Genomic DNA, 18,224 nt, shown 5'->3' on the forward strand with positions numbered 1-18,224 from the left:
AGAGCAGAAGAGAAAGAGCCCTGGAACTAATCTCCGTTGCTCATCCTGACCTGCGGGGCGAACTGCGGGACAGCCTGAAAACGCGTTTCTATCCCAAACCTTCATAAAAGTGCGGGGGTTATTCCCTACTACACCTTACTATTCAAGCACCTACTAACCCACTTTTCATCGCTGGTTGTAGCCTTCACCCTGCGGGTACTCCTGGTGTTCCACCCTGCGGGTGTCACTATTAAGGTTGCGGGCATGGGGGTTTAGCAAGAAAAGAACCGTCCCCATGCCCGCTCCCTTGACAGCAGGTAGATAAATAAAGTTTAATAATAAAGGCACTATTCCCATAATAATTATTAAGGTATTAATAATTCAAAACCCCCTATTTTCCGGGAACCAATAAATGTGTTCCCGGATCTGCCAAATATAAATGAATAGGAGTTTAGCATGTTAGACTTTACTACTTTTTGGTGTTTTCGCTTAAATGCCCTGTCCCGCAAAATAAGCCGCATGTATAACAACCGCTGTCTTGAACACGGGGTCACCGCCGCCCAGAGCTTTGTGATATTTGATGTGATGGATCATCTCGGTACCAGTGTGAAAGACATAGCCACTCGTATCCAACTGGATAGCCCTGCAATTACCGGGTTAATTGATCGTTTGGTAAAAGAAGACCTGGTGGAGAGAAAAGAAGATCCGGAAGACCGGCGCAGCCTTAAAATATACCTTACGGAAAAAGGCCAGGAACTGGCTGAAAATCGCCTGGTACCAACGGCTCTTGATTTCAACAAATATATCAGGCAGATTGTTGAACCGCAAATTTCCCAAATATTTCAGCATTCTCTGGATCTTATAGATAAACAATTGAACAAGAGCAGCAACTAGGAAGAACTGTTGTTGTACTCAATGGACAAAAAGCCAGGAAAAGGGAATTAAGATCCCGGGCATTTACTGTCCGGGTTTATTTATTCAAATTAGCTGGAGCGTTCTTCTTGGTTGTCTTTTTCAGATATGATATTATTTGTTTATAAGGCAATGACTAATGTTTAAACTAAATTAGCACAAAAGTAATAGGATGTTAAAAAAAGGATATAAGGGGGTTGTATATTGTGGATTTTAACCTGAGCAAGGAGCAGTCCTTAATTCAACAGATGGCCCAGGAGTTTGCCGAGAAAAGCATAGCTCCTGTAGCTAAACAGATTGACGAGGAGAGTAAAATTCCCGAGGAGATTTTAGCAGGAATGGCGGAGCTGGACCTTTTTGGCATTCCCTTCCCGGAAGAGTACGGTGGGGCCGATGGGGGTTATGATGGCTATGTTCTGGCTATGGAGCAGATAGCCAAGGTTTCTGGTGGTATAGCCATGACTATGGCCGCCCATACCCTGGGTTTGGGGGCCATATCCGCATTTGGAACCGAAGAACAGAAGAAAAAGTACATGATTCCAGGCTGTAAGGCTAAGCACATCGTATCCTTCGCTTTTACCGAACCGGGAACCGGTTCTGACCCCAAACAGATTACCACTACCGCCGTAAAACAGGGTGATTTCTATATACTTAACGGAACCAAGCGTTTTATCTCCAATGCTAATTACCCTGGAGCTATGGTGGTATTTGCCCGCGAGATGGAAAGCAAGGAAGTGACTGCTTTCATCGTTGACAAGGGGGCCGAAGGCTACTCTATCTCCGAGCCCTGGGAAAAAATAGGCATGCATGGGGGACAATTGCTGGATGTTTATATGAAGGATGTAAAAGTGCCGGCGGATAACCTGCTGGGCAAAGTAGGCCAGGGTTTCCCCATTCTCCTGATGGGGATTGCCCTGGGCAAGATAGGCACCAGTACTGCTGCCCTGGGTGGCACTCTGGCGGCTCTGGAGGAGGCCAGTAAATATGCCCGGGAAAAAACTCACCGGGGTCAACCCATAGCAAAATTTCAGGCCATTCAGCTTAAAATCGCCGATCTGGCTATTAAGTATGAAACCGCGCGCTGGTTGTGCTATCGCCTGGGCTGCCTGGCCAATGATATAAAAGATCCGGGCAAATTTGCCGCTGAGGCTGCCCTGGTCAAGGCTTATTGTGGTGACAATGTGGTGGATGCCGCCCGTATAGCGGTTGACGTTCATGGTTCTTATGGACTTATGAGAGATTATACTATTGAACGGGTTTATCGCGATGCCATAATTGGACCGGAAATCGAAGGGGTAGCCGATATGCAAAAAATGATTGTGGCGTCTTCTATTTTAAGGAGCAAAAGCTAAAGATGATAGCATTGAATCCATTGCAAAAACCCCTTTTTGTTGCATAAGGGTTGCATAAAGATACAAAGCGAGCGTTGGCGAAGCATGGATGCAGCACCTGGCGAAGGCGAGCAGGCGAAAGGGGGCGAGCGACAGGAGGTCGCGAGAGCGCTACTCCCATGGACGGGAGATTAGCGCGGTACCCCTTGAGCCGCGAGACAAGCCGTAGGTGTTGCCCATGCGAAGGCTGCGAGCGGTATATTTATACAAGCCAATAAACATTAATAACTTTTTGCAGTTCCTTTATTCAGGGAGATAAATGCGGAAATCCCAGGAGGTGAAGCTTATATGGAGAAATTCGATGTAATCATTGTAGGAGCCGGTTTGGCGGGTCTGGCAGCGGCCTATACCCTGGCCGGGGAAGGCCTGGAAGTTCTGGTACTGGAAAGGGGTGACTACCCCGGAGCCAAGAATGTGACCGGTGGGCGTCTCTATCTTAACCCGGTGCGCGAGTTCTTCCCCGAATTGTGGAAAAAGGCCCCCTTGGAGCGATTTATCAGCCATGAAGGTGTAACTATAATGAGCCGGGAGCGTTCCTTGACCATTAATTATGAAGGAGACGAGCTGCGTCAGGAGCCCTACCAGAGCTACAGCATACTTAGAGCCAAGTTCGATCGCTGGCTGGCCAAACAGGCGGAAAGAAAAGGAGCTATGCTGGTTGATAAAACCAGGGTTGATGATTTGATAAAAGAGGATGGCCGGGTAAGCGGGGTCGTAGCTGGAGGGGATGAGCTCTATGCTGATGTGGTAATTGCCTGCGATGGGGTACTGTCTCTGGTAGCAGAAAAGGCGGGTCTACGCCAGCCGGGTAAGCCGGAGGACTTTGCCGTAGGTTTCAAAGAAGTTATTGAATTGGATAAAACTGTGATTAATGAGCGTTTTGGCCTGGAGGGCGATGAAGGCCTGGCTCGCATGTTTATGGGCGAGGTAACCCGGGGCAAGTTTGGTGGCGGTTTCCTCTATACTAACAAGGATAGTATAAGCCTGGGTTTAGTGGTGGGCATCAAGGATTTGATGCAGGGCCAACCAGCTGTACAGGCTCCTCTGCTCTTGGATGAATTTAAACAACGTCCGGAAATAGCTGTTTTGATAAAAGGCGGGGAGACGGTGGAGTATTCCGCCCATGCCATTCCAGAGGGGGGCTACAAAGCTCTAAGCAAACTCTTTGGGGATGGTATTCTAGTAGCTGGTGATGCCGCTGGTTTTTCCATGAATATCGGAGTTACGGTTCGAGGCATGGAATATGCTCTGGCCTCCGGCTATTATGCGGCCCAGGCCGTGATTGCAGCCAAAAAGGCGGAAGACTTTAGTGTCCGGGGACTGGCTGTATACCAGGAACTCCTTAACCAGAGCTTTGTTATGGAAGACTTTAAGAATTTCCAGGAAGCCCCTTATGCACTGGATAACCCCAGGATATTCCAGCATTACCCGGAAATGCTGGGGAATATGATGCGGGATATATATGCTGTTCCTGCCGGCCCCAAGAATCGACTCTACCCGACTATAAAGCAATATCTTGGCTTGGGTGAGTTATGGTCAATGTTGGGGGATGTGAGGAAGGTGATGAAAATATGAGTGAAATATTAGGATTGAAGGCCAAGCTGGGATTAGATGTTTTCAAAGCCGATAAAGAAGCACATATAAAAATCAAGTCGGGAATGGAGAAAGATGCACGCCTAAAACGGGCGGTTCTGGTATGCCCGGCTGGACTCTATAGCGAAAATGCCGAGGGTACCGTTGAATTTACCATTGATGGCTGCCTGGAATGCGGTACTTGCCGTCTGGCTTGCGGTACCGAGGTGCTGGAATGGAATTATCCCGGCGGCGGAAGCGGAGTACAATTTCGCTTCGGCTAGGGAACATAGTAGGGGGATAGAAAGATGAATGTTGTAGTAGCTATGAAACAAATACCTGATTTGCAGCAAATAAGGATTCGTAACCGGCAACCGGTATTGGAAGATGTGCCCTGGACTCTGGGAGCTATAGACAAGAACGCACTGGAGGCTGCGGTGCAGATTAAAGAAGCCCAGGGGGGGAAGGTTGTCTTGCTTTCCGCCGGTAACGAGGAACTGGAAGATACGGCCAAGGAAGCTTTGGCCGCTGGAGCAGATGAAGCTCTGCTCATCATCGATGATGAGTTGGATAAGCTGGGTAGTGCAGAGGTCGCAAGAATACTGGCTGCTGCCATCCAGCGCATAGAGAAGGTAGACTTGATTATCTTTGGCGAGGGCAGTGGAGACAACTATTCCGGCCAGGTAGGCTCGCGCGTGGCGGAGATCCTGGGCCTACCTCAGCTGGGTTATGCTTCCGCTATTGAGGTTCAGGAAGACAGCTTGCGGGTAAGTCGTTCCCTGGAAGACGGTGAAGAACTGGTGGAACTAGGACTGCCGGCGGTGGTAACGGTCATTTCCGGGATCAATGAGCCGCGTATAGCTTCCGTAACCCAGATACTAAAAGCGGGGAAAAAGCCCAAAGAAATCTTGGAAATTGGCGATCTAGGTTTAGACCTGGTTGATATCTGTCCGATAAAGACAGAGAGCAACCTGGCTCCCGAAAGTGATCGCAAGCGGGTAGCCGTCAAGACTGTGGACGAACTGGTAGCGGCCCTTAAGGGCGAAAACCTGATCGGGAGGTAGGGAGATATGGCAGGAATATTGATTTATAGTGATAAGGATAACCTGGCTCTGGAACTATTAACTGTGGCCCGTTTAATTGCTGATGCCCGGGGCCTGGAAGTAAAGGTGGCTTGTATTAACAATGCAAGTCAGAGCAATCTTTTATCGGCCGCCGGGGTCAGGGTATATAAAATAGAAAACCCGGCCGTGATTCCGGCTGATGTCGCCACGGTGGCCGCAGCTTTAAAAGAGGCTTCTGGGCAACTCGATTGTTCGATAGTACTGCTATCCTCCAATCGTCGGGGCCGTGAACTGGCTGGGCGTCTGGCCCAGATGCTGGGAGCGGGTTGTTTGACGGATATTTCCGCTGTCAAGGTGGAAGGAGAGCAAATTCACTGCCAGCGAAATGCGTTGGGAGGGGCAACAGTAGCCACCCAGTATATAGATGGTGATAAACAGGTGCTGGTTATAGTGCCGCGGGCTTTTACCCCGGCTTCGGCCCAAGATGGCGGCAGTATCGTTGAACTAGCGGTGGAAGTTCTGCCTTCCCGGGTTAAATTGCTGGAATTTCGAGCCAAGGACAGCAGCAGTGTAGATATAGAAGAAGCTCCGGTGCTGGTAGTGGTAGGACAGGGCTTGAACAGCCAGGAAGATCTGGCATCAGTGGAAAGCCTGGCGAAGAAGCTTGGAGGAGAGGTGGCCTGTTCCAAACCGTTGGCAACAGACAAGAAATGGCTGCCGGAAGACAGGGTTGTCGGGCTTTCCGGCAAGAAGTGTCAGCCGGATTTGGCTGTTTTGCTAGGTATTTCCGGACAGGTGCAGTTTACGGTGGGCATCCGCGATGCCCAGGTGATGGTAGCCGTCAATTCCGATGAAAATGCTTATATACACCAAATAGCCGACTATTCCATGGTGGCTGATTTGCACCAGGTGGTCAAAGAGCTCAATGACGCCCTTGCTTAAAACAAGTTGTAATGTTGACTCTACTGCAAAACCTTTTTGTTGCATAAGGGTTGCATAAGTATACAAAGCGCTGGCGAAGCTGAAAGCGGCCGGTCGAAGACCGCCCCTACAATGCCCTTCGGTCGCCATTGGGTTGTTGCGCCTGATTCGGAACGACACGGGGGTCGTTCCCTACACACACTGAGGTCGCTTTTGAGGTAGCACCCTGCACCCTTCACCCTTCGGGTACTCCTGGTGTTCCATCCTGCGGATGTCACTATTAAGGTTGCGGGTACGCAGGGTGTTCCACCCTGCGGGTGTCGCTACTGAGGTAGCTGAGCGGTATATTTATCCACGCTAATGCATATTTACAACTTTTTGCAGTGACATCAATATTTAGTATTTTACTGCCTCCCGGTCAATCAGGGGGCTTATGTTTTTTCCATCTCGTTTTCCTTGCTCTTGTTTCCTCCCTGGTATATATTTTTATAATGAGGTGAAGATGCCCCCCCGGCGGAAACATCAGGCTGGTATTGGCAGCAATAGGAAAGGTCGTGAAGGGAATGGAACTAACTCTAGGCTTCCTGGCGCTAAGCATCTTTTTACTGTATTCCATTTACTTCATTAAAATTATCAAAGGTAATCCGGAGAGCTTTGAGCTGGAGCTATTAAATTCTTTGGCCAATTGGATGATAGAGATGGGGAGCAAGAGCCAGGTCCGCATAGGGCTTATGCTCATTTTTTCCCTTCTATTGGAAGCAAGCTATTTTTTACTGGTAATCTTGATAGTAGCCAATCCCGTTATCCTTGGTTTTACCGTGCTTTTTGCTGCCTTCGAACTAGTTCATTTGCTCGTTCTTGGATTAGCCTTCAAGCGTTTTTTCCAGGGCCAAAGAGTGCTAAAAGAAGTCTTCAACTGGAAAATGGAAAGAAGCAGTGCCCTCTTATTCTTCACCTATTCTCTGTTGGTGCTTTTTAACCTTTTGTGGATATAAGCTTCCCTTTCTTCATTTTTTTTACGTGTATCCAGGCTGGAAATTACCCAGTAGAGCATAAGTACCACAAGCAGGGTTAAAAGAATAATAAAAAGCATTGGACTCAAAGCTTATCAACCTCCTTCTCCCTTATAGTTTTTCCCCAAAAAGCAAAAAAATAAGGTGTATAATTAGAGAGATAAGAAAGGGGGATTTTCTTGGAAGGGGTTAATGGACAGCAGCTGAAGTGGAACTGCTTGGAGCCAATACTGGTGTATTTGGGAATATTGCTCTCCGGCTTGCTGTTCAGCTTTCTCGGCGAAGATATAAGTTTTATAATGCTGGCTATAGGGATGCCGCAGACTGAAATGGCATTTTTTGCGGTAGCTTATATATTTCAATTTTTGGCTACTGTTTTATTGGTTCTTTTTTTAAGTGTTTTTGCTAATAATGCCAGCTTAGATGATCTGGGTCTTAATAATACCAGCTGGAGCAACTACTGGCAATATGGAATTCTCGGTGGCTTACTATTAATGCTGCTGGTACTGTTACTGAGTTTGCCTATCAATTACCTGCAACCCGACATCCAACCCCAAATTATTGAAGAGATGCTCCGTTCAGTTCAAGGGAGTTCTGAATTCATAATGCTCTTGGTAATGGGAGCAGTGCTGGCGCCGGTTTCGGAAGAGCTTTTTTACCGGGGAATGATATACCCGGTGGTAAGGGGTTACCTTGGTCCTCTATGGGGAGCAATTGTAGCTGGTTTGATTTTTGGCCTGGCCCACTGGGATTTTTGGCGAACTATACCACTGGCTGTGGGTGGCGCCGTACTCTGCTATTTTTATGAAAAAACCGGGAGCATCCTGGTTACTATGCTGGCCCACGGAGTATGGAACGGAGTAATGGCTGTTTTTGTATACTTTAGCCTGATTAATGTATAAGTACCGGCAAGGAACGCTTAAAATTGAGGGGGAGATACTATCAACCCCCATAACCCAAAGGAAACAAGAACTAATGAAAGCCGTAAGGGGTAAGGAGGGTATGGGTGGCCTGCAAGGCTCCTTATATCTTACGCCTATACCACGCTTTACTTGAAAATAGGGGATAAGTATGTGTAAAATAATTTCTGGAGCAGTTAAATGGTGATTTTTTGCTAAAATCATATTTGATGGAGGGTGAAGTAAATGCCAGTTTATGACTATCGCTGTGAAAACTGTGGGCGTTTTGAAAAGGTGCAGAAAATTACGGAGGAATCCCTGGCCGAATGTCCCAGTTGTGGAGGCAAGGTGGAAAGGTTAATAAGTAAAAATGTGGCCATTGTCTTCAAAGGTTCCGGATTTTATGCTACCGATAACCAGCAGCAACTTAAGGATAAAGCCCGGGCCATAAATAAGGAAAGGCAAAAGGACAACCAGGCTCTACTGGATGGTGATGTAGGATCTTTCGTCAAGCAGTCCGATGCCAGCGATAAAAAGATTGCGGAAGCCTGATTCCCTTAAAGGGGAATCATTTTTTATGTAGAACTAGTAAAATAGGGTAATTAGGAATAAAAGCGGGCATGACCGCTATATGGTTAGCTCCTGATGCTGGCTGGAAAGTAGCGGAAGCGGATTATCTGGTGGAGGGTTTGCGGGAGTTATTGCAAATATTATAATGAGCAGGTGGGCTTAATGGAGATTGGTAACATGCGGGTCATTAATATTGTAGAGGAACTGGTTTGGGAATGCATTAATGAAGTAATTGAACACCGGCCAGGAAAGTGCCGCTGTGACCGGTGTATAGCTGACATCTGTGCTCTGGCTTTGAATCAGATGAAACCTCGTTATGTGGCCAGTGACCGGGGTAAAACTATCTCTAAAGCCGCCTTTTTGGAAAAAGATTTAAAGATAGCGCTGCTGGTTGTGGTGGCTGATGCGGTGGAGAGAGTAAATGCCAATCCCCGGCATGGAGTGGAGTAGCTGTGGCGAAAGAAATAATAATATACACTGATGGGGCCTGTTCGGGAAATCCTGGTCCGGGAGGCTGGGGCGCAGTTCTTCGCTATGGAGAGCATAAAAAAGAAATCGCCGGGGCTGAAGCCGATACTACCAACCAGCGCATGGAATTAATGGCGGTAATAGAAGCTTTGAAGGCTATAAAGGTCAGCGGATGGGAGATCAGGGTTTATTCCGATAGCGCCTATTTTGTTAATGCGATTCAAAGGGGTTGGCTGGAGAATTGGCAAAGGAATGGCTGGAAGAACAGCAAAAAAGAGGATGTGGCCAACCAGGATCTATGGAAAGAACTTATCCCTTTGCTGCGTAAGAATCGAGTACAAGTAGAAAAAGTTAAAGGTCATTCCGGCAACAAGTGGAATGAACGCTGTGACCAGTTGGCCCGTAATGCCATAAAAAGCAGGCTGAGCTAAGTGGTTATACTCCATCCTGCGCTACCACTATTGTTCAGTCAAAAAATTCGTCTTGTTCTGTGGAGGATAACTTGTGAAGAAGCTGGAACTATATACCGGAATGGAACAGGGAAGACCGGCGGTAGGCATTAGACTAGAAGGAGAAGCCAGTGCTCAGGATTTGCTGGATCTCTGGCAGCCTCTCTGTGATGACAACGAGCTTTTCAAATCCTATGCTGCCGGTAACCACGCCGCTTGCCGGGGGTGCTTGCATAATTGCTGTCAGACAGCTTATGTAATCCCCGACCTTATCTCCTTCAAAAAGATGGCCGCTCATTTTAACTTGACTTATAAGGAATTCCTGACCGCTGACTTTTTCGATGCGGAGAAACTGGAAGCGGGAATTATTCGGATGAGGCCCAATCCCTGCATATTTTTACAGGATAACATTTGTAGTATTTACCCCTTACGCTCTCTTATCTGCCGTTTTTATATCTGCTGCCAGTTGATGGGGGATAGCGAGCAACTGATTTATTCCATCTGCTGGAGCGGTTCGGCGGCCACCCAGTTGTTTGCCGAACAAGAAGGACTTATCAACAGCAAGGGAAGCGGAGCTTTGAGCAGTTTTGATTTGATGTTTAAAAGGCTAATGGACGAGTACCGCTTTGATCCCCGGGTTCAGCTTTTCTTACAGGCTGATGATTACCGCGATATTCCTCTCTCGGCTTTTACCGCTACCAGCGTTTAAAAATGATGTTACTACAAAAAGTTACAAATATGCATTAGTGTGCATAAATATACCGCTCAGCTACCTCAGTAGCGACACCCGCATGGTGGAACACCAGGCTGCTACCTTAAAAGCGGCCTCAGGGTGTGTAGGGGACGACCCCCGTGTCGTTCCGAATCAGGCGCAACAACGCAATGGCGACCGAAGGGAATTGTAGGGGCGGTCTTCGACCGCGGGCTTTCTTTTCAGCTTTTTTTCCTGCTCGTGCAGGATTTTCAGCCGTTAAAAGGAATATATAACTTGGTGCATTTTGAGTTTTGGAGGTGAGAAAACTAAGAAATTTAGTTATTTCATGGCATAACGATAAAGGGAGGGGAAGGATTTTGTTAAGGGGAAGAAAATCGAGATGGGTTATATTGCTCTGCCTGCTTCTGGCAGTAGCTATGCTCGCCGGCTGCAGCAGCAAGGAAAATACTGAGGATAATAAGGATGCGGACCAGAGCCAGGAAGTAATTAAGCTGGGTTTCCTGGGAGCCACTACCGGTGATGTGGCTAACTATGGCATTCCCGGTAAAAAGGGAATGGAAATGGCTATTGATGATTTGAATGCCCAGGGCGGTATATTGGGTAAGAGGGTAGTAGGGGTTTATGAGGATAATAAAGGTGAAAATTCAGAAATAGCCCTGATTGCCACCAAATACATTACTAGGGATAAAGTTGTGGCTATGGTGGGCGATCCCTGTACTGGTCTAACCAAAGTGGCTGCTGATATAGCTCAAAAGAATAAAGTGGTTATATTTTCCGCTGGAGCCACTGGCACCGAAGTGGTAGAAATTGGGGATTATGTATTCCGCAACACCCTTTTGGACCAATTCGCTGTTCCTTCTGTGGTTGACTGGATGATGAACAGCAAAGGATGGAAGAACTTTGCCATAATAACTTCGCTTAATATTGGTTATAGCACTGCCCTTACTCCAGTTTTCCAGGAAGCCATCAAGGCCAAAGGCGGGAAGATTGTAATCGAAGATACAATAAATAATGGGGAAACGGATTTCACCGCCCAGATTACCAAACTGAAGAATGCCGGAGCCGATGTTCTGGTATTTACCGGCTATTACCGTGAAGCAGCCCTGCTGCAAAATGAAGCCAAAAAACAAGGACTGGATATCACCCTCTTGGGTGGAGATGGCCTCTATGGACACGACTTGATTAAACTGGGCAAAGATGCGGTGGAAGAAAAAGTAATATACTACTGCGGCTTCAGCAGTGACCAGCCCAGCCCCGAGACGGCCGCTTTTATCAAAAAGTATGAAGAAAGATTTAAAGAGCAACCGGATATGTTCTCCGCTCAGTATTATGATGCGGTTATGATCCTGGCCAAAGCTATGACCGATGCCAAGAGCAGCGATCCTTCAGTGTTCAAGAACGAATTAGCCAAGTTAAAGGATTATCCGGGAGTCTCTGGAAACACTACCTTTAGGGCTGACCGTGAACCAATAAAGAGCCCGATTTGCCTTATTACGGTTAAAGATGGGGAGTTTTATCTATTGGAAAAGATTCCGGTAAATGTTCAATAAGGCCTGAAAGTTAGAACGAAGTGATAGCCGCCCCCGGATGGGGCGGGCTATCATCGGCCTTTTAGGGGTATTGTAAAAGCGCCCGGGAGGACTTTTTTACAATACCCATTGGAAGACTCCACTGCAAAACAGCTAAATGTGGCATAAGGGTTGTATTAATATACAAAGCGAGCGTTGGCGAAGCATGGATGCAGCACCCTGCACCCTTCGGGTTCCACCCTGCGGGTGTTGCTATTAAGGTTGCTGAGCGGTATATTTTATGCAAACGGATGCATATTAACAACTTTTGCAGTGACATTACCATAATCGTAACAATAATCGCGCCAACAGGGAGGAAACTTATGTTCTGGGAACAATTGCTGAACGGTCTGACCTTGGGAAGTACCTATGCTTTGATTGCCCTGGGTTATACCATGGTTTACGGAATAGTCCAACTAATTAATTTTGCTCATGGCGAGATATACATGTTTGGGGCTTTTGCCGGGCTTATTCTGGTTTCATTCTTCGGGGTCAACCTGATAGTAGCTATGCTGGGAGCCATGCTTTTCTGCATGCTTCTGGGGATTTTAGTTGAACGGATAGCCTATCGCCCCCTCCGGGGCAAGTCCAGCCGTCTTTCAGCTCTGATCAGTGCGATTGGAGTTTCAATTTTTCTTTCCACCTTGATGGCCCTAATGGCCGGAACCAATACCCACCGTTATCCAGATGTCATTGCCCATCACACTTTCCATCTGGGCTCGCTGGATTTTTCCCTCATGCAGATTCTCATCCTGGCAGTTTCGGCTCTGTTGATGCTCGGACTGCAATTCATGGTGCAGAAGACCCGTATAGGCAAAGCCATGCGGGCCTGTTCGCAAGATCTGGATGCTTCCTATTTGATGGGGATTAATGTTAACCGGGTCATCTCCTTCACCTTTGCGGTGGGCTCAGCTCTGGCTGCTGCCGGGGGGGTAATGGTAGGGGTATACTACAATGCGGTTTGGCCCTATATGGGGATGATGGCCGGCTTAAAGGCCTTTGCGGCGGCGGTGATGGGGGGGATAGGCTCCATACCGGGAGCCATGATTGGCGGTTTGAGCCTGGGGATAATGGAAATAATGGGGGTGGCCTACCTTTCTTCCTCTTATAAGGACGCTATTGCTTTCGGCATGTTAATTCTGGTTTTGTTGATTCGTCCCCAGGGCTTGATGGGGCAGAAGATATCGAAGAAGGTGTAATAGTGAATGGTCTGGATGCAGCAATAACCCAATACATTGATCCCTATTACCTGCGCATAATGATTTTGCTGGGAATAAATATTATCCTGGCCCTGGGCTTGAACCTGATTACCGGTGTTACCGGCCAGTTATCCATGGGACATGCCGGATTTATGAGCATTGGCGCCTATACCTCGGCCATTCTTTCCATGCAATTTGGTTTTTCCTATCTCATGGCACTACTTGCCGGGGCTATGGTAGCGGCGTTTTTTGGCTTTTTGATCGGCATACCCACCCTGCGTCTGGAAGGCGACTACCTGGCCATGGTTACTATCGGTTTTGCGGAAATCATACGGGTATTTTTTCTTAATTTTGAACCGGGAGGCAAAGCAGTGGGATTATCGGGTATTCCCCAGCATACCAACTTTATTACCGTATGGCTTATTGCTCTGCTCATTATCGCCCTTAATACCCGTTTGTTAAAATCCCGTATGGGGCGGGCCTTTTATGCTATCAGGGAAAACGAGATAGCCGCTGCATCAACCGGGATTGACACCACTCGTCTAAAGATACTGGCCTTTACGGTTGGTTCTTTTTTAGGCGGCCTGGGGGGAGGCCTGTACTCCCACTATATGTATTATATTAATCCCCAGGATTTTGGCTTTATGAAGTCGATTGAGCTCTTAAATATGGTTATCCTGGGTGGAATGGGGAGCATTCCCGGCACCATTCTGGGCTCTTTTATACTTACCCTGGCCCCGGAAATGCTGCGTATTGTGGCGGAATACCGGCTTCTCTTCTACGGAGCCCTCTTGGTGATTTTGATGATTTTCCGTCCCAATGGGATTTTAGGCGATGTCCGCATATATGACCTTAAAAAGCGCTGGGGACGAAAAGAGGTGAAAACATGTCAGTCTTGACCCTGGAAGGAATCAGCCAGGAGTTCGGAGGTTTGAGGGCCCTGGATGGGGTGAATATGGTGGTGGAGGAAGGGGAGATATTTGGTATTATCGGTCCCAATGGGGCGGGTAAAACCACCCTGTTTAATATTATCACCGGTATATATATTCCCAGTGAAGGGGACTTGATTTTTAAGGAACGCAGGATCAACCGGATGACCACCCATAATATCGCGCGGCTGGGTATAGGCCGAACCTTTCAAAATATCCGTCTTTTTAACAAGCTTTCGGTTCTGGACAATGTGCGGGTCGGTAGCCACGGCATCAGCCGCAGCGGCTTCTTTAAAAGCCTACTGGGACTGCCCTCCATGCTGCGGGAAGAAAAGGAGATTAAGAGCCGGGCCGAGGAATTGCTGGAGCTGGTAGGTCTTTACGACAAGAAGATGGAATATGCCGACAACCTGGCCTATGGGGAGCAAAGGCGGCTGGAGATTGCCCGGGCCCTGGCATTAAAGCCTAGTTTGTTATTGCTGGATGAGCCCGCCGCCGGCATGAACAGCGGGGAAAAAGTCGAGTTGATGAAATTAATTGAGCAAATCAGGCAGGAAATGAAGCTTACTATTTTGCTGGTGGAGCATGATATGAGCCTGGTGATGAATATATGTGAGCGTATCGCCGTACTGGATTACGGAAGAAAGATTGCCGAGGGTCCACCAGAGGAAATAAAGAATGATGAAAGGGTAATACAGTCGTATCTGGGAGTTGGGGCATGAGACCTGTTTTAATATATGCTTTGATTTTCTTTTCCGTACTTTGTATGGCCACATCATCTATTATTATAAGGTTTTCGACCGCGCCCGCCATGATAATTGCCCTATATCGCGTAGTTTTCACTGCTGGCCTGGCAGCCCTGCTGGGAAGCAGGGATATCTTTCCCAATATCAAGAAGATGCCCCGCCGGGATTTTATTCTAATTATAATAGCGGGGTTCTTCCTGGCCCTGCATTTTGCCTTCTGGATTAGCTCCCTCAACTATACCAGCATTCCCAGTTCGGTGCTTTTTACCAACCTGCAGGTGATTTTTGTTTTGCTTTTTTCCATTTTTATTCTCCGGGAAAAGATGAAACAGCAGGTGATAGCCGGTATAATAGTAGCCGTTTTGGGCAGCAGCCTCATTGCCGGCGGTGACCTGGGTTCAGGACGAATTTATGGAGATATGCTGGCTTTGCTGAGTGGTTTTTTTGTTGCGGTTTATTTTATCATCGGACGCTATGTGCGGGTGCGGGTGGATGTCTGGCCTTATACCTCTATGGTAGCGCTGGTCGCGGTTCTGGTTTTGCTTCCGGCTTCGGCTCTGGCTGGTTTGCCTTTGGTTTCCTATCCCCCGCGGGAATGGATTTTGTTTTTATTGCTGGCCCTGGGACCGGGCCTAGCTGGACACGGGATTCTCAACTGGGCTTTGAAATATGTAAAGGCTCCCATTGTAGCTGTATCGATACTGGGAGAATCAGTGGGAGCCAGTATACTTGCTTTTCTTGTATTTGGTGAGCTGTTGCTCTGGTACCAAATGATAGGTGGAGTCCTCATCCTCCTGGGCATTTATGTGGCGGCTGTCAATGAGGCTCGCAGCGGAGAACGGAGGACGGAAGGCGGAAAACGGAGATGATAGAATCACATTTCTATTTATAAAGTGTGGTCAAGCGGGTGCCGGGGAAGTAGTGTTCCGCGATTCCCCGAGCTTTTTTGCCTTCTTTGGCCATGGTATAAGCTCCCCATTGCTCCATTCCGCAGCCGTGACCCCAGCCGTTGCCTTTAAAGATGATATAATTGCTCTCTGCCTTAACACTGCTAAACACCGTGGAGTACAAGCGGTCAAAACCTATTTTCTCGCGCAGCATGGCAGCAGAGATGGAAGTCTTGCCGGCGCTTATGGTCAGGGCGCGACCGGAAGGACCTCTCTTGCTTATTCTTATATCATCCAGAGAACCAGCTTTACTTCCCAGAATATTCCTAATTTCCCAGCGGGGTACTTTTACCGTCCAGTTTTTGTATTTAGCGGGGGCATATTTTATGCCGTTGGTACTTACCGGAACAATATAAGCTGAGGCCTTGTTTTTTAGTTTAGGAAAACCTTCCGTTATGCTGGCGGTCTTGTCTTTGGATAGAGAGTGAAAGAGGGCATAAACAAATTTCCCATTATGGGTTAGAACCTGCCCCCGGGTGGCATCCACCGCCTTAGAAATGGCCGGGGTTATTTTCTTTTCATCGTAGGCTTGAAATTCCGTATGATCGTCACTGGCATCGGTATTGTGCTTTTGCCGGGTACCATTTTCATATTCCAGGAGGGCCAGAGTCATGGTCCGAGCAACAACTGCCTGGGCTTTAAGTGCTTCCGTAGGATATTTGGGTCCGATTTCTGCTGCTACAACCCCTTTCAGGTACTGCTCCAGCTTTAAATTCTGTTTTTCCCCGGTGGTTTTTCGAAACAGAGTGATGCTTGGTTCCGTCTTATATTTACTTACCTCGGGAGCCAGCTTTACTGGCTTTAAGGGTTTGGGGGCCGGCTTTTGGGCTTGCTTCTGGCAGCCGCCGGCAGCGGCTAAAATGGAAATAAGTAAAATGGAAACCAGGATAGCCAGACATTTATTCTTCCGTAACAAGCAGATCGCTCCTTTCTTTTTGACTAGTTTTCCCTGGGGCAATAGCCTTATGTCTGGCAAACTTAGGGACTTTAAAACTGGGCAAGACAATGCTGCTGATATATAATGGTCTTTTAGAATAAACGCTAATCTGGGTCATTAAGTTTTATTGCAGGGAAAGATTAAGGGGAATTATTGCTAAGATTTGCGGGAAAACGCACAAGGTCAAAAAAATTCACTTTTAGGAGGGGCGCAATTGCATATTGTGCTGGTGGAGCCGGAAATTCCCCAGAATACTGGGAATATAGCTCGAAGCTGCGCTTTGACCAAAACGACTTTACACCTGGTCAAACCGTTGGGATTTTCACTAGCTGATCGTTTTTTGAAAAGAGCGGGTCTGGACTATTGGGATCAGGTTGAGGTACAGCTATGGGAAAATTTTTGGGATTTACTGGAGGCAAACAACGGGGCCGCATTTTATCTGGCCACTACCCGGGCAAAACACTCATATCATCAGGTAAGCTACCGGGAAGACAGCTGGCTGGTATTTGGCCGGGAAAGCAGTGGATTATCTATTTCTATTTTAAACTGCTTTCCCGATAGTCATATCCGCATTCCCATGCGTGACATAGGCCGTTCACTTAATCTGTCTAATTCCGCAGCTATTATCTTGTACGAAGCATTGAGACAGAATTCTTTCCCCGGTTTGCGCTAGCCCAAGCCATCTGAAGGACTACCACCTTGTCGGAAAAGCTTTAAAAAAAGCAAAAACCCCGGCCGGGGTTTTTGCTTTATCCATAATCATGCAATTGTTTTTTATTCTACTGGGATAGGGGCTTCTACTGGGCAAACATCAGCGCAAGACCCACATTCCGTGCACAGCTCAGGATCGATTTCAAATTTATCTTCACCCTCACTAATAGCTTCTACCGGGCATTCATCTACACATATTCCACAAGAAATACATTCGTCTGTGATGATATAGGACACTAGGCTCCCTCCTTTACTGTATAAAACTATAAGAATTATAATTAACGCATTTTTGTTTGTCAATTTAATTTACCCGAAACAGCCGATTATCGCAGATGTGTTAAGCGTGACAAATATCTGCTAAAATATTATTCAATGGGTGGTAATCCGATCCTCAGTTCTAAGGATTATTGCTGCTATCCATATATGACTCTACTGCAAAAACCTCTTTTGTTGCATAAGGGTTGCATGAATATACAAAGCGAGCATTGGCGAAGCATGGACGCAGCACCCGGTTTTTGTAGCGGAATCAAGATTAAGAAGAGGAGACTAAAGATGAAATGCGTAATAATGGCCAACGGTGAGTATGGAAGAATAGACCTTTACCATCATCTTTTTTCTACTGCTGATTTGGTAGTATGTGCTGATGGGGGGGCCAATTATGCTTTTGCCATGGGTGTAGTTCCCTCCATGATTATAGGGGACCTTGACTCCATCCGGACTGAAGTAAGGGAGTATTTCTCGGCTAAACAGGTAGAGATGAGAAAGTATCCCCAGCGTAAAGATTATACTGATACCCAGCTAGCCCTTTCCATAGCAGATAGATTGGGGGCTAATGAGATTGTTTTATTGGGAACTCTGGGAAAAAGATTGGATCATACCCTGGCTAATCTCTTTTCTAGCCTGGAACTGGCCCGGCAAGGAATTAAGATTATGCACTATTCTCCTGAATGTGTAGTTTATCTGGTAACGGAAAACATAATATTCGAAGGTTGCCAGGGTGATCTGGTATCGGTGCTGGCACTCAGTGAAGAAGCCCATGGAGTATATGAGAGGGGATTTGAGTACGAAATTGAGGATATCATAATGAATATGGAAAATCCCTATGGTATATCCAATGTACTTACCGGAAAATTTGGAGAAGTTTCTATAAGAGATGGGGTTTTGGCTGTATTCCATTACCCCCAGGAAGCAGCTGGCCAGTTTCCGGAATAAGCCAGGATCGGGAAGAAGAGTA

The 18,224-nt window shown here is 47.2% G+C and carries 21 protein-coding genes; 19 read left to right on the forward strand and 2 right to left on the reverse strand.

All coding sequences use genetic code 11. From position 1 onward, the window contains the following. The first annotated feature begins 435 nt into the window (after positions 1 to 435). From PHP87_RS06690 to PHP87_RS06770, 17 genes are all read left to right on the forward strand, one after another. On the forward strand, positions 436 to 873 hold the full coding sequence (locus PHP87_RS06690) for a MarR family transcriptional regulator (RefSeq protein ID WP_299919832.1): 438 nt from the start codon (positions 436 to 438) through the stop codon (positions 871 to 873). Between the two features lie 224 nt (positions 874 to 1,097). Continuing rightward, a complete protein-coding gene (locus tag PHP87_RS06695; protein WP_299919834.1) occupies positions 1,098 to 2,243 on the forward strand; it encodes an acyl-CoA dehydrogenase family protein in 1,146 nt (381 codons plus the stop codon). 327 nt (positions 2,244 to 2,570) lie between these two features. Then, a complete protein-coding gene (locus PHP87_RS06700) occupies positions 2,571 to 3,857 on the forward strand; it encodes an FAD-dependent oxidoreductase (protein WP_299919836.1) in 1,287 nt (428 codons plus the stop codon). After that, entirely contained in the window at positions 3,854 to 4,138 is a 285-nt protein-coding gene (locus PHP87_RS06705; RefSeq protein ID WP_299919838.1) for a ferredoxin family protein, read from the forward strand. The genes PHP87_RS06700 and PHP87_RS06705 overlap by 4 nt, the downstream gene beginning before the upstream one ends. A gap of 24 nt (positions 4,139 to 4,162) precedes the next feature. Next, a complete protein-coding gene (locus tag PHP87_RS06710; protein ID WP_299919840.1) occupies positions 4,163 to 4,918 on the forward strand; it encodes an electron transfer flavoprotein subunit beta/FixA family protein in 756 nt (251 codons plus the stop codon). Positions 4,919 to 4,924: 6 nt separating this feature from the next. Beyond that, entirely contained in the window at positions 4,925 to 5,860 is a 936-nt protein-coding gene (locus PHP87_RS06715; protein WP_299919841.1) for an electron transfer flavoprotein subunit alpha/FixB family protein, read from the forward strand. Between the two features lie 542 nt (positions 5,861 to 6,402). Further along, complete coding sequence (locus tag PHP87_RS06720; RefSeq protein ID WP_299919842.1) at positions 6,403 to 6,834, forward strand: hypothetical protein; 432 nt, start codon at positions 6,403 to 6,405, stop codon at positions 6,832 to 6,834. Between the two features lie 197 nt (positions 6,835 to 7,031). Then, positions 7,032 to 7,754 (forward strand): type II CAAX endopeptidase family protein, encoded by a 723-nt coding sequence (locus PHP87_RS06725; protein ID WP_299919844.1) that lies wholly within the window; start codon positions 7,032 to 7,034, stop codon positions 7,752 to 7,754. Between the two features lie 243 nt (positions 7,755 to 7,997). Continuing rightward, entirely contained in the window at positions 7,998 to 8,303 is a 306-nt protein-coding gene (locus PHP87_RS06730; RefSeq protein ID WP_299919845.1) for an FmdB family zinc ribbon protein, read from the forward strand. A 180-nt stretch (positions 8,304 to 8,483) separates the two neighbouring features. Next, positions 8,484 to 8,771, forward strand: coding sequence for a late competence development ComFB family protein (locus PHP87_RS06735; protein WP_299919846.1), 288 nt, complete (start codon positions 8,484 to 8,486; stop codon positions 8,769 to 8,771). A 2-nt stretch (positions 8,772 to 8,773) separates the two neighbouring features. Then, positions 8,774 to 9,220: a ribonuclease HI gene (rnhA, locus tag PHP87_RS06740; protein WP_299919847.1), complete on the forward strand. Its 447-nt coding sequence runs from the start codon at positions 8,774 to 8,776 to the stop codon at positions 9,218 to 9,220. A gap of 73 nt (positions 9,221 to 9,293) precedes the next feature. Then, a complete protein-coding gene (locus tag PHP87_RS06745; RefSeq protein ID WP_299919848.1) occupies positions 9,294 to 9,947 on the forward strand; it encodes a YkgJ family cysteine cluster protein in 654 nt (217 codons plus the stop codon). Between the two features lie 362 nt (positions 9,948 to 10,309). Further along, positions 10,310 to 11,503, forward strand: coding sequence for an ABC transporter substrate-binding protein (locus PHP87_RS06750; protein ID WP_299919849.1), 1,194 nt, complete (start codon positions 10,310 to 10,312; stop codon positions 11,501 to 11,503). A 341-nt stretch (positions 11,504 to 11,844) separates the two neighbouring features. Next, on the forward strand, positions 11,845 to 12,720 hold the full coding sequence (locus PHP87_RS06755; RefSeq protein WP_299919850.1) for a branched-chain amino acid ABC transporter permease: 876 nt from the start codon (positions 11,845 to 11,847) through the stop codon (positions 12,718 to 12,720). A gap of 2 nt (positions 12,721 to 12,722) precedes the next feature. Further along, positions 12,723 to 13,619 (forward strand): branched-chain amino acid ABC transporter permease, encoded by an 897-nt coding sequence (locus PHP87_RS06760; protein ID WP_299919853.1) that lies wholly within the window; start codon positions 12,723 to 12,725, stop codon positions 13,617 to 13,619. Further along, positions 13,607 to 14,371, forward strand: a complete 765-nt coding sequence (locus PHP87_RS06765) for an ABC transporter ATP-binding protein (RefSeq protein WP_299919854.1) — start codon at positions 13,607 to 13,609, stop codon at positions 14,369 to 14,371. The genes PHP87_RS06760 and PHP87_RS06765 overlap by 13 nt, the downstream gene beginning before the upstream one ends. Continuing rightward, positions 14,368 to 15,264, forward strand: coding sequence for a DMT family transporter (locus PHP87_RS06770; RefSeq protein ID WP_299919856.1), 897 nt, complete (start codon positions 14,368 to 14,370; stop codon positions 15,262 to 15,264). The genes PHP87_RS06765 and PHP87_RS06770 overlap by 4 nt, the downstream gene beginning before the upstream one ends. Before the next feature lie 13 nt (positions 15,265 to 15,277). Here the strand turns inward: PHP87_RS06770 and PHP87_RS06775 are convergent, their stop codons facing one another. Further along, a complete protein-coding gene (locus PHP87_RS06775) occupies positions 15,278 to 16,258 on the reverse strand; it encodes a SpoIID/LytB domain-containing protein (RefSeq protein ID WP_299919857.1) in 981 nt (326 codons plus the stop codon). 235 nt (positions 16,259 to 16,493) lie between these two features. Here PHP87_RS06775 and PHP87_RS06780 point away from each other — a divergent pair, with 235 nt between their 5' ends. Then, the gene (locus PHP87_RS06780) at positions 16,494 to 16,952 is read left to right on the forward strand and encodes a tRNA (cytidine(34)-2'-O)-methyltransferase (protein WP_299919858.1); all 459 of its coding nucleotides are present in this window, start codon (positions 16,494 to 16,496) and stop codon (positions 16,950 to 16,952) included. A gap of 101 nt (positions 16,953 to 17,053) precedes the next feature. On the opposite strand, the gene PHP87_RS06785 is transcribed toward PHP87_RS06780, so the two are convergent. After that, complete coding sequence (locus PHP87_RS06785; RefSeq protein WP_299919860.1) at positions 17,054 to 17,227, reverse strand: 4Fe-4S binding protein; 174 nt, start codon at positions 17,225 to 17,227, stop codon at positions 17,054 to 17,056. 315 nt (positions 17,228 to 17,542) lie between these two features. Between PHP87_RS06785 and PHP87_RS06790 the strand changes: the two genes are divergently transcribed. Continuing rightward, a complete protein-coding gene (locus PHP87_RS06790) occupies positions 17,543 to 18,202 on the forward strand; it encodes a thiamine diphosphokinase (RefSeq protein ID WP_299919861.1) in 660 nt (219 codons plus the stop codon). The last annotated feature ends 22 nt before the right edge of the window (positions 18,203 to 18,224 follow it).

Origin of the sequence: Syntrophomonas sp. (assembly GCF_028707975.1) — a bacterium.
Lineage (GTDB): Bacteria > Bacillota > Syntrophomonadia > Syntrophomonadales > Syntrophomonadaceae > Syntrophomonas.